At 66.1% G+C, this 11,838-nt stretch carries 10 protein-coding genes and 1 other RNA gene; 4 read left to right on the plus strand and 7 right to left on the minus strand.

From position 1 onward, the window contains the following. Positions 1-19 precede the first annotated feature (19 nt). A complete protein-coding gene (locus LRX77_RS00355; protein ID WP_231830863.1) occupies positions 20-1,039 on the minus strand; it encodes a hypothetical protein in 1,020 nt (339 codons plus the stop codon). Between the two features lie 243 nt (positions 1,040-1,282). Here LRX77_RS00355 and LRX77_RS00360 point away from each other — a divergent pair, with 243 nt between their 5' ends. Further along, positions 1,283-1,990 carry a DUF4191 domain-containing protein gene (locus tag LRX77_RS00360; protein ID WP_231830864.1) on the plus strand — a complete coding sequence of 236 codons (708 nt, stop codon included), beginning with the start codon at positions 1,283-1,285 and terminating at the stop codon, positions 1,988-1,990. On the opposite strand, the gene LRX77_RS00365 is transcribed toward LRX77_RS00360, so the two are convergent. After that, positions 1,981-2,400 carry an RDD family protein gene (locus LRX77_RS00365; RefSeq protein WP_231830865.1) on the minus strand — a complete coding sequence of 140 codons (420 nt, stop codon included), beginning with the start codon at positions 2,398-2,400 and terminating at the stop codon, positions 1,981-1,983. The two genes, LRX77_RS00360 and LRX77_RS00365, sit on opposite strands and share 10 nt — an antisense overlap. Positions 2,401-2,542: 142 nt before the next feature. Between LRX77_RS00365 and glnA (LRX77_RS00370) the strand changes: the two genes are divergently transcribed. Beyond that, positions 2,543-3,967, plus strand: coding sequence for a type I glutamate--ammonia ligase (glnA, locus tag LRX77_RS00370; protein ID WP_231830866.1), 1,425 nt, complete (start codon positions 2,543-2,545; stop codon positions 3,965-3,967). 152 nt (positions 3,968-4,119) lie between these two features. On the opposite strand, the gene LRX77_RS00375 is transcribed toward glnA (LRX77_RS00370), so the two are convergent. From LRX77_RS00375 to LRX77_RS00385, 3 genes are all read right to left on the minus strand, one after another. Beyond that, on the minus strand, positions 4,120-7,092 hold the full coding sequence (locus LRX77_RS00375) for a bifunctional [glutamine synthetase] adenylyltransferase/[glutamine synthetase]-adenylyl-L-tyrosine phosphorylase (RefSeq protein ID WP_231830867.1): 2,973 nt from the start codon (positions 7,090-7,092) through the stop codon (positions 4,120-4,122). Positions 7,093-7,108: 16 nt separating this feature from the next. Continuing rightward, positions 7,109-8,446 carry a type I glutamate--ammonia ligase gene (glnA, locus tag LRX77_RS00380; protein ID WP_231830868.1) on the minus strand — a complete coding sequence of 446 codons (1,338 nt, stop codon included), beginning with the start codon at positions 8,444-8,446 and terminating at the stop codon, positions 7,109-7,111. 137 nt (positions 8,447-8,583) lie between these two features. Then, complete coding sequence (locus tag LRX77_RS00385; RefSeq protein WP_231830869.1) at positions 8,584-8,769, minus strand: SPOR domain-containing protein; 186 nt, start codon at positions 8,767-8,769, stop codon at positions 8,584-8,586. A gap of 53 nt (positions 8,770-8,822) precedes the next feature. Here LRX77_RS00385 and map point away from each other — a divergent pair, with 53 nt between their 5' ends. Next, on the plus strand, positions 8,823-9,704 hold the full coding sequence (gene map / locus LRX77_RS00390; RefSeq protein ID WP_231830870.1) for a type I methionyl aminopeptidase: 882 nt from the start codon (positions 8,823-8,825) through the stop codon (positions 9,702-9,704). Between the two features lie 2 nt (positions 9,705-9,706). Beyond that, the gene (locus tag LRX77_RS00395; RefSeq protein WP_231830871.1) at positions 9,707-10,528 is read left to right on the plus strand and encodes an ROK family protein; all 822 of its coding nucleotides are present in this window, start codon (positions 9,707-9,709) and stop codon (positions 10,526-10,528) included. 56 nt (positions 10,529-10,584) lie between these two features. Here LRX77_RS00395 and rnpB read toward each other — a convergent pair. Continuing rightward, positions 10,585-10,968: RNase P RNA component class A (rnpB, locus tag LRX77_RS00400), an RNA gene on the minus strand. Between the two features lie 59 nt (positions 10,969-11,027). After that, the gene (locus tag LRX77_RS00405) at positions 11,028-11,837 is read right to left on the minus strand and encodes a Nif3-like dinuclear metal center hexameric protein (protein ID WP_231830872.1); all 810 of its coding nucleotides are present in this window, start codon (positions 11,835-11,837) and stop codon (positions 11,028-11,030) included. Between the last annotated feature and the right edge of the window lies 1 nt (position 11,838).

Here is an 11,838-nt window from a genome sequence, read left to right on the forward strand (position 1 = left end):
GTTGAGGCGCCCTGAGCATTCAGGGTGCGAAGAGAGCGAAAAGCATGGCCACGGCTACCACAGCCGTGGCCATTGCTTTCGGCGTCACGAGTCGTAGCAGGAGCGGCTGGTCGGCGAGGTCTTCGCTGACCGCACGAGCGCGTCGTTCGCACCAGTCGACGCCACGCTGCAGCTGCTCGTCACAATGGCCGAGCATCGTCTGCAACCTGCCCAGCAGCGTGGCCAGGCCGACCAGACGGGCAGCCGCCCCACGGCGGCGTGCACGGTCGGTCTGGATCTGCCTCCTCGCTTTCGACGTCGATTCGCCCGACAGCTCGGCGATCTGGCCCGCTTCTCTTTGGCGACGACGGGATCGGCGACTTCGCCCGGGTTTGAGAGAATGTGACTGACTGCGAGCCGACAGAGTCGTCGTTCGGCCGGCCTGCGTGCTGCGGTGGTCACCGATCGGCAGCACACGAGCCTGCGGCAGGCAGCGGCTGCGCAGAAACGCCTCGCGAAGCGGGACTCCGCGTTCGACCGTGTCGAACAGCGCCTGAAGCTCAGCATCGGCCTCTGGCGCATCTGCTCGCTCGTCACAGTCTGCGGCGAGAGTTGCGAGCAACCCTCGCACCAGCGCGAGGTCGGACTCATCGAACTGTCGGAAGCCCGCCGGCCTGAGCGCCTCTCGGGCGTCGAGCTGGATGCGTCCGGCTGCGTCGATCACCAGGCGATCGGCATCGAGAGCGGTGCACCTCCAGCCGTTCTGAGCCAGATAGTGCAGCGCGCTGAGCACCGCGAGAGCGACGTGGAAGAGCTGTGCCGACCGCAGCGGTCGCTGCTCCAGGGTCTCTCTCAACGTCTGCCTGCCTGTCGAGAGCAGCAGTCGAACCCTGCCGGTGCGATCGGGCTGCATCTCGACGTGCTCGTTCTGCGGCACCGGTGCGCCATCGAAGTTCAGGGCCTCGGCGCTGCGCAGGTGCGGGTGACGCAGAAACGCATACACCTGGTGCTGCGCTGACCCGGGCACGACGGCGATCACCCGCTCGGTCACCACGATCATCGTTCCTCCCATCTCTCCGGCGCAGAGAGTCTTGTGGCAGAGCATGCCCAGATTGCACGCACGGTGGCCAATCGCATGCCTCCACTTCATCTCGAAAGCGGTGTCGAGACCACCTGCTGTGGAGTCATGTGAACGCGAACGGGGAGGTCTTCCGGCTGTGCAGAGAACGCAATCGACGTCTTCCGAGACGGCCCGCCCGCTCGGTGCCCACGGCATCCCCCGATTCTCGGTATCCTAGAAAGCATGTCCAAGACCAAGTCCTCCACGAAATCTCCAGGGCGCCTGAAACAGCTCTGGCAGGTGCTCACCATGACGGTGAAAGCCGATAAAAGCACGATCGGCTGGCTGCTGCTGGCGTTCCTCGGCCCGCTCGCCGTGGGCATCGTCGTCGCCCTGCTGATCAGCCGGGACAACATCTTCGGACTGATCGCCTGGATGCTGCTGGGGCTACTCACCGGCATCCTCGTCGCACTCATCGTGCTCGGGCGTCGGGCCGAAGCCGTCGCCTACAACCAGATCGAGGGCAAGCCCGGTGCTGTCGGCGCTGTGCTGCGCTCGACGCTGAAGCGCTCCTGGCAGGGTTCCGAGCTGCCCGTGGCTGTCAACCCGCGCACGCAGGACGCGGTCTATCGTGCGATCGGCCGCCCGGGCGTCGTGCTCATCGGCGAAGGAGACGCCACGCGTGTGCAGCGTCTGCTGAACGACGAGCAGGTCAAGATCCGTCGAGTCGTCCCGAACATCGAGGTGAACCGCATCGTCGTCGGAGACGGCTCAGAGGGCACCGTCCGCCTGCGTCAGATCAACCGTCGCCTCGCCAAGTTCAAGCCGAAGCTGACCCGTGCCGAGGTCGCTGCGGTGGCCAATCGACTCGCTTCGCTCGAGCACGGCTACGGGGTGCCGAAGGGCATGGATCCCAACAAGGTGCGTCCCAGCCACAAAGGTCAGCGCTGAGCCGATCTTCCAGCTAAGACGACGGCCGTTCCGGCTGCACGATCGTGCGCCGGGCGGCCGTCTTTGCCCCAGACGAGTCCAGGTACGAACAGCGCGAGCAGAACGGTGCGAATGATCACCTGAACGATGCCGGGGCGGCCGGCATTCGCGACGTTCACGACGCGCATGCCGAAGACGAGGTGGCCGAAGCCCATACCCAGCGTCGACACGAGAGTCAGCTGCATCACGATCCAGATGCCCATTGTGACCATTCCGCTGCCATGGGCGAACGCCCAAGAGATGAGGGTGGCGATCCCCCAGTCGAGCACCAGCCCGAGCAGCCGCCGAGGCAGGCCGGCCAATGCGTCGCCGGGCACCGCAGACGAGGGATCGACCGGTTCAGGTGTCGGGTTCGGGGCGTATTTCTGCATCCCCTGATTCTAACCGCCCACGCGCGCCTCGTAACATGCGTGAAATATTCGGGATACCGTTGAGTAATGAGTGTTTCGTACGCTGAAGCTCACTGCTCCGGAGAACACCCGGGGTTTCCTTAAAGCACATGGAGTCGCAGGTATGTTCAAAGATTCTTCAGAAGCTCTCAAATACATCAGAGACGAAGACGTGAAGTTCATCGACGTCCGGTTCACTGATCTGCCCGGAGTGCAGCAGCATTTCAACCTGCCTGCCGAGTTCGTCGACGAGGACTACTTCGTCGACGGTCAGCTCTTCGACGGCAGCTCGATTCGTGGCTTCGCGAGCATCGACGAGTCTGACATGCAGCTGATCCCGGATGTCACGACGGCATACCTCGATCCCTTCCGCAAAGAGAAGACGCTGATCTTCAATCACGACATCTTCAACCCGCGCAATGGCGAGATCTACGCGAAGGATCCGCGCCAGACCGCGAAGAAGGCCGAGGAGTACCTCGCCTCGACCGGGCTCGCAGACACGGCGTTCTTCGCTTCAGAGGCCGAGTTCTTCATCTTCGACTCGGTGCGCTACGAAGTCTCGTCAGGGCGCAGCTTCTATGAAGTCGACTCGAACGAGGCCGCATGGAACAGCGGTCGCGAAGAAGAAGGCGGCAACCTCGGCAACAAGACTCCGTACAAGGGCGGATACTTCCCCGTCACCCCCGTCGACCAGCTGGTCGACATTCGTGACGAGATCGTCACCGAGCTGATCGCTGCCGGTCTCGAAGTCGAGCGCAGCCATCACGAGGTCGGCACGGCCGGCCAGTGCGAGATCAACTACAAGTTCAGCACGCTCACCAACGCCGCAGACGACCTGCTGAAGTTCAAGTACATCGTCAAGAACGTGGCCCACCGCAATGGCAAGACGGCGACGTTCATGCCGAAGCCGCTGTTCAACGACAACGGGTCGGGCATGCACACCCATCAGTCACTCTGGAATGCCGGCAAGCCGCTCTTCTACGATGAGGCCGGCTACGCAGGTCTGTCAGACGTCGCTCGCTGGTACATCGGCGGCATTCTGAAGCATGCTCCGGCGCTGCTCGCGTTCACCAACCCGACGGTCAACTCGTACCACCGTCTGGTGCCCGGGTTCGAGGCTCCCGTGAACCTGGTCTACTCGGCTGGAAACCGCTCCGCTGCCATTCGCATTCCGATCACCGGCACGAATCCGAAGGCCAAGCGCCTCGAGTTCCGCGCTCCTGACGCCTCGGGCAACCCGTACTTCGCGTTCGCAGCGCAGCTGATGGCCGGTCTCGACGGCATCAAGAACAAGATCGAGCCGCACGAGCCGGTCGACAAAGATCTGTATGAGCTGCCGCCCGAGGAGGCGAAGAACATTCCTCAGGTTCCCGGTTCGCTTGACCGCGTGCTCGAGGCGCTCGAGGCCGACAACGAGTTCCTGCGTGCCGGTGACGTGTTCACCGACGACGTGCTGAGCTCGTGGATCGAGATGAAGCGCGAGGGCGAGCTCAAGCCGCTCGCCCAGCGTCCGCATCCCTTCGAGTTCCAGCTCTACTACGGCTGCTGACCTCGCGGCCTGAGACGAACCGCTGAACGGGTTCCTCGCACAGCGGAGTCACGGACGCCGCCGTTGACCTTTCTCACGGGTCAGCGGCGGCGTTCTGCGTCTGCAGAGACCGCTGAACAGAGACCGCTCAGCACCGAGCGACGCCTCGTGCGTCACTCGCCGTAGAACAGCCGCTCGAAGACGCGCCGAGACCGACGGGTGGCGCGCAGATAGTCGTTGTCGAGGCGTGCGCTCTGCCCGCTCGGATAGCCGAGCACTCGTGCTGTGGGCTCCAGAGCGTTGCCCGGTTCGGCGAGCACGTCGCTGGCCGTTCCTGTTGCGAGGATGTTGGCGTCGCGTACTCGGGAGGCGAGCAGCCACGCGTGGCGCAGGGTCTCGGCGTCGCTCGGCGAGATGACCTCGGCCGTCTCGAGGGCCGAGAGCGCGGCGAGTGTCTGCGGCGTGCGCACGGTCACATCGTGCTCGGCGCGGCGAAGCTGGTCCAGCTGCACGATCCATTCGACGTCGGTGAGCGATCCTCGGCCGAGCTTCACATGGCGTGACGAGTCGACGCCTCGGGGCAGTCGCTCGGATTCCATGCGCGCTTTGATCCGTTTGATCTGGCGTTCGTCCTCGAGTGTGAGCGGCCGCTCCCAGCGCACGGCGTCGATGAGAGCGAAGCTCTTGTCGAGCAGCTCCGGGTCGCCGGCGACGGGCGCCGCCCGCAGCAGCGCGTGCCGTTCCCAGGGTTCGGCCCAGCGCTCGTAGTAGGCACCCAGCCCTTCAGGCGTGCGGGCGATTGCGCCCTTGCGCCCTTCTGGCCGCAGATCGAGATCGAGGTCGACCGGCATGCGAAAATCCTGCACGGCCCTGCCGAGGGCCTGCACTGCAGCACGGATGTTGGCGGGCTCGGCGACGGGCTCATACACGTACATGACGTCGAGATCGGAGGAGAACCCGATCTCGGCCCCGCCGAAACGCCCGAGACCGATGATCGCCAAGCGCACGCCGAATCGCTCTTCGGCGTCGAGCCACTGCAGCAGTGCGGTGAGCAGTGCACGGTAGATGTCGGAGAGCGCCGGTGAGACGGTCTCGGCCGGGACTTCGTGCACGACGCTCCAGATGGCCAGTCGCAGAACCTCGCGGCGTCGCACCTGCTGCAGCAGTGCGACCACTCTGGCGTCGGCCTTCGGATGTCGAGCGACGATCGCGAGCATCTCGTGTCGCAGCACCGCGAAGGTGCGCGGCTGCACGCCGTCGTCGTCGTCGAACCATTTGGCGGCCTCGGGCTGACTTGCCAGCGCGTCGCCGATGAAGCGCGAACGCGACAGCGCCACGGCGAGTCGGCGGGCGGCGACCGGTGAGTCGCGCAGCATCCGCAGATACCAATAGGCCTCGCCGATCGACTCGCTGACGCGGGCAAAGGCCAACAGGCCGAAGTCTGGATCGGTGCCCTCGGCGAACAGCTCGAGCATCAGTGGCAGCAGATGCCGCTGGATCTCGGCACGCCGGCTGACCCCCGTCGTCAGCGCCGTGATGCGATCGAGCGCGCCGCCGGGATCGCGATAGCCGATCGCACCGAGCCGTTCGCGGGCGTGCTGCTCGGTCAGCTGGAAGTCGGCACCCGGTATGCGGGCGACCGCCGCGAGCAGCGGGCTGTAGAAGATGCGGGTGTGCAGGTCGCGCACGGAGCGCTTGACTTCACTCCAGACGGTCAGCAGCGCGTCGGCGTCGGCGGCGAGCCCGCTGGCGCGGGCAAGCACCCGCAGCTCGTCGGCATCGGTCGGCATCAGATGGGTGCGCCGCATGCGCCGCACCTGCAGCCGGTGCTCGAGCACCCGCAGAGTGCGGTAGTCCTGAGCGAAGTCGTCTGCCTCACGTCGACCGATGTATCCGTTGTCTGCGAGCTGACGCAGCGCCTGCAGCGTGCCGCGCGCACGCACGCGCTCATCGTACTGCCCGTGCACGAGCTGCAGCAGCTGCACGGTGAACTCGACGTCGCGCAGCCCTCCGGGGCCGAGCTTGATCTGTTGGGCCACCTGCTCAGACGGGATGTTGTCGCTCACCCGTTCACGCATCGCCTGCACAGACTCGACGAAGTTCTCCTGCTGCGCCGAGCGCCAGACCATGGGCCGCATCGCGTCGATGTACTCGCGGCCGAGCTCGACGTCACCTGCCATGGCCCGGGCCTTGAGCAGCGCCTGGAACTCCCAGCCCTTGGCCCAGCGTTCATAGTAGGCGCGATGGGAGGCGACCGTGCGCACGAGCGCGCCGTCTCTGCCTTCGGGTCGCAGGTTCGCGTCGACCTCCCACAGGCCGGGCTCGATACCGCCGGACGAGATGATGCGGGTCATCGACTGCACGATGCGCGTAGCGGTCACCATGGCCATTGTCGGGTCGGCGTCGCCCACGGGCTCGGCGACGTAGATGACGTCGACGTCGCTGAGATAGTTGAGTTCGCGTGCGCCGGTCTTGCCCATCGCGATCACCGCGATGCGCACCTGGTCGACGCGGTCGCCCTGTTGCGAGCGGCACTCGGCACGGGCCAGCTGCAGGGCCGCGTCCATCGCGGCGTCGGCGAGATCGGCCAACGCCGCGCTCACCCGTTCGACGACGTCTCGTGGATCGGGAGTCGCGAAGTCCCAATGCGCCAGCTGTCCGAGGTGGCGCCGGTACCGGGTGCGCAGGGCGAGCGCCGCGGCCGAGACGCCGTGTGCGGCGGATGCCCGGGGCGCGTCGACGGCATCGGTCGCTGCCCCGCGCCGGGCGGCGTCGACGGCCTCGATGAGACTCGTGCGGTACTGGTCACGGGTCAGCGGAGTCTCGTCGTGGGTGAGGAACCAGCGCAGCTCGGCGGGGTCGCGCAGCAGGAACGCGCTGAGCCCGAGCGATCCGCCGATCAGGCGCAGCAGACGGGTGAAGGCGGCTTCGTCGACCTCGAGCACGGCGGGGTGCCTCTCAGCGATGTCGACGAACTCGGAGAGGGCCGCATCTGGATCGGCCGCCACTGAGAACACCGTCAGACGCCGGCGCACGAGGTCGGTCAGGGCCGTGTCCTGGCTGTGCAGCAGGTCGAACGCCGTGCTCGGCTCGGCGAAGCCGACGCGGGCGAGCTCGAGGCGGGTCAGCGTTCGGGCGTGAGTCATCGGCGATCGCCTGCGATCAGAGCCGGTTCAGGTTGTGCGCCAGCTCGTAGTCGGTGACCTGCGCCCGATAGTCGCGCCACTCCTGACGCTTGTTGAGCAGTACGTAGTTGAACACCTGTTCGCCCAGTGTCTCGGCGACGAGCTCGCTGTCTTCCATGAGGGAAAGCGCCTGCTCCAGGCTGCCGGGCAGATCTTTGATGCCCAGTGCCCGACGTTCGGTGCGGGTGAGCTCCCACACGTTGTCTTCTGCCTCGGCGGGCAGCTCGTAGTCTTCTTCGATGCCTTTGAGACCTGCGGCCAGCAGCAGCGAGTATGCCAGGTACGGGTTTGCCGCAGAGTCGATGGCACGATACTCGATGCGCGTGCTCTGCCCCTTGCCGGGCTTGTAGAGCGGCACGCGCAGCAGTGCCGAGCGGTTGTTGTGGCCCCAGGCGATGGAGCTCGGCGCTTCGTCCTCACCCCAGAGTCGCTTGTAGGAGTTCACGAACTGGTTCGTCACCGCGGTGATCTCGGCTGCGTGTCGCAGAATACCGGCCATGAACTGGCGGGCGGTGTGCGAGAGCTCGTACTGCCCGCTCGGATCGTAGAAGGCGTTGTTGTCGCCCTCGAAGAGCGAGAAGTGCGTGTGCATGCCTGAACCGGGCTGATCTGGGAACGGCTTCGGCATGAAGGTGGCGTGCACCCCCTGCTCGATGCCGACCTCTTTGACGACGGTGCGGAAGGTCTGGATGTTGTCGGCCATCGTGAGCGCGTCGGCGTAGCGCAGGTCGATCTCGTTCTGGCCCGGGCCGACCTCATGGTGCGAGTACTCGACCGAGATGCCGAGTTCTTCGAGCACGCTCACCGCCTGACGGCGGAAGTCGTTCGCGGTGCCTCCGGGTTCGTTGTCGAAGTAGCCGGCATGATCGGCGGGGCGCAGCGGCCAGCTGTCGACCGAGTCGCGCTCGAGCAGGTAGAACTCGATCTCGGGGTGCACGTAGAACGAGAACCCCTTCTCGGCGGCGTGCGCCAGAGTGCGGCGCAGCACATTGCGCGAGTCTGATGCGGCGGGCTGCCCGTCTGGCGTCGTGATGTCGCAGAACATGCGCGCAGTCGGATCGATCTGACCGCGCCACGGCAGCAGCTGGAACGTGGTCGGATCGGGGAACGCCAGCATGTCTGACTCAGAGACACGCGAGAACCCCTGAATGGCCGACCCGTCGAAGCCGATGCCCTCTTCGAACGCACCCTCGATCTCGGCCGGCGAGACCGCGACCGATTTGAGCGAGCCCACGACGTCGGTGAACCAGAGCCGGACGAAACGCACTCCGCGATCTTCGATGGTGCGGAGCACGAAGTCGATCTGCTTGTTCATGGGGTCCCTTTCACACGACGACACCGGGTGCGCGCAGCGGCAACAGTGACACGATAACTCTAGGCCATCGAGCCCGACGAGATCGGCCGCCACGCGACACGCCAACCGGACCGCGGCATCCGCCGTCGGATGCCGCGTCAGTTCTGGTCGTCGGCCTCGTCTTCGTCGTTCCACTGCTTGGCACGAGCCGCGACGATCTCGAGTGCGCGGGCGGCTTCGTCTCGCGTGGCGAACGGTCCGATGCGGTCTGTGCCCAGCGACTGCGGGCCTTCTTCGACCTCGCCAGTGCGTGTGCTGTACCAGAAGTTCTTCTGCTCGCTCATGGGTTCCTCCGTGATTTCTGCGGGGCTGTCACTGCTCAGCGTACAATCGTCTCATGCCGAAAGATGCACAAGGCCATATGATTCCTGGTCTCCACAGTCCCCGTCTCACCGTACCCGCCGCCATCGAACGGCCGTTCTACGTCGATGTCAAAGACTTCGACGAGACGGGCTTCGGAGACACCTACGACGACGAAGAGATCGAGCGCATCCGCGAGTCGAGCCGCATCGCCGCCGGGGCTCTCGACGCGATCGCCGCCGAGATCCGTCCTGGAATCACCACCGACCACATCGACCGGGTCGGCCACGACTACATGGTGTCGCACGGCGCCTACCCTTCGACGCTCGGCTACAGCGGCTTTCAGAAGAGCCTGTGCACGTCGGTCAACGAGGTCATCTGTCATGGCATCCCCGACGACACCGTGCTTGAAGAAGGCGACATCGTGAACGTCGACGTGACCGCATTCAAGAATGGCATGCACGGCGACACCAACCGAACGTTCTTCGTCGGCGAGGTGAGTCAGGAGGCCCGCGATCTGGTCGATCGCACGCTGGAGGCCACACTGCGCGGCATTCGGGCGGCGAAGCCAGGCCGTCAGGTCTCGGTCATCGGCCGTACCATTGAGAAATACGCGAAGCGCTTCGGCTACAGCAGCGTGCGCGAGTACACCGGTCACGGGGTCGGGCGGCAGTTCCACTCGGGGCTGATCATCCCCCACTACGACGACCCAGAGCGCTTCACCGATGTGATCGAAGAGAACATGGTCTTCACCGTCGAACCGATGCTCACCATCGGCAGCCCCCGCTGGACGACATGGCAGGACGGCTGGACGGTGACCACTGCCGACAGATCGCTGACCGCGCAGTTCGAGCACACCATCGTCATCCATGCGGACGGCGCCGAGATCCTGACCGGCTCGCTGGTCGAGAACAGCTGATCGTGGCGCAGGCGATCGGAATCGACGTCGGCGGCACCGGCATCAAGGCTGCCATCGTCGACACGACCACAGGAGACCTGCTGAGTGATCGGCTGACCGTCGAGACGCCGCAGCAGGCCACGCCGGAACAAGTGGTGAGCGCCGCCCAGCACTTGGTCGGCGCGCTGCTGGAGCAGCCGGCGGTGCTCGGCGCATTCGGCCTCGAAGGCGTCGCCGCACGAGATGCGGCCGCCGGCGGATGGAACATCGAGATGCCCATCGGCGTCGCGCTGCCCTCCGTCGTCGTCGACGGCATCACGCTCTCGGCGGCCAACGTCTCGGCCCAGTGGATCGGTCACGACGCTGCGGCGCACTTCAGCCGAGCCTTCGGCGTGCCGGTCGCGATCGTCAACGACGCGGACGCCGCCGGGTGGGCCGAGGCGCACAGCGGCGTCGCTCGCGGACAGCGCGGTCTCACCATCGTGACCACTCTCGGCACCGGCATCGGCTCGGCGCTGATCCAGGACGGCCTGCTGATTCCGAACACGGAGCTGGGGCACCTTGAGATCGACGGTGAACCCGACTACGAACGCGTCGCCTCGCCCGTGGCACGCGAGCGCGACGGCGTCAGCTTCGCCGACTGGGGCGCGCGCCTCAGCCGCTTCTACCAGGTGTTGGAGCGTCTGTTCTCGCCGCGACTGTTCGTGATCGGCGGCGGCATCTCGAGTGCGCCGGAGCTCTTTCTGCCGCATCTCGATGTCAGGACGCCGGTGCGCATCGCCCGCTACGACCAGAACGCGGGCATCATCGGCGCCGCCGAGTTCGCCGTGGTCACGATCGGCTGACCGCAGACGCGCCGTCGACCTCTGAGGGCCGGCGGCGACCGACGATGGCCGGAGTGTGGACGGGATGCTCGATACGCCGGGTTCTGTCGCCGGCCGCGGCGCACGAGGCGCCGTGACCGGGTGCGATCATCTCTCTCGGCGTGCCATTGCTGACACGCTCCAGCAACCTACCCGGAGGTACAGGCGGGCAGCCCACCTCCATGCTTGGTCTTGCTCCCGATGAGGTTTACCCAGCTGGGCATGTCACCATGCCCACTGGTGGTCTCTTACACCACCGTTTCACCCTTACCAGCGACGACCGGGGTCGACGCTGGCGGTCTGCTCTCTGCTGCACTTGCTCTCGGGTTGCCCCGGGTGGGCGTTACCCACCATCGTGCCCTGTGGAGCCCGGACGTTCCTCGGACCAGATCTCTCTGGCACGCGATCGCATGAGCATCCCGTCCAGCCAGAGAGTCTACTCCCCCGCTGAGCCGAATCCAGCATCGAGGTCGAAAACAGGTCACTGGGCGATCGCGAAGTCCCAGGGATCGGTGCGCAGGTGGCTGACCGTGAAGCGCACCTGGGGCAGGCGCTCCGCGAGCTGCCTTGCGGCGACCGGCAGCCACACCCATTCGCTCGCCCAGTGCGAGAGGTTCACGACTGCAGGCAGACCGGCTGCGCGCGCGTCAAGGGTCACGTGATGACGCAGATCGGCGGTCACGTACACGTCGGTTGCCTGAACCTGCGGAAGCTGCAGCAGGGAGTCTCCGGCGCCGCTGCACAGCGACACAGTGCTCACCGTGCGGTCGAAGTCGCCCGAAACGCGCACCTGCGACGCCGTCGAGGGCAGCACACGCGCGATGTTCGAGGCGAACTCCCCCAGGGTCGTGTCAGCCGGCAGCCGGCCCAGTCGCCCGAGTCCGGCATCCGCATGCTCCTCGTCGGCGGCAATCAGTGGGCGCTGATCTCGCAGGCCGATGAGATCGGCGAGCACGGCGTTGACGCCGCCCGGTGCGCTGTCGGCGTTGGTGTGCGCGCTGAAGAGGGCGATGCCGTCGCGGGCGGCGGCGAAGAGCAGCCCGCCGGCGGATGCCGCGTCGAGTGTGCGCACCGGGCGAAAGAGCGAGGGGTGATGGGTGAAGAGCATCTGCGCGCCCGCCGTTCGGGCCTCGGCCAGCGTCTCTGCGGTGACGTCGAGCGCGAGATGGACGTGGGTGACGTCGGCGGCGCGATCGCCCACGGCAAGGCCGGGGTTGTCCCATTCCTCGGCCAGCGCGGTCGGCCAGAGCGCCTCGGCGGCGTCGATGATCTGCTGCAGAGATGTGGGCATG

The sequence above is a fragment of the Pseudoclavibacter sp. 13-3 genome (genome assembly GCF_021168475.1).
Taxonomy (GTDB): Bacteria; Actinomycetota; Actinomycetes; order Actinomycetales; family Microbacteriaceae; genus Pseudoclavibacter_A.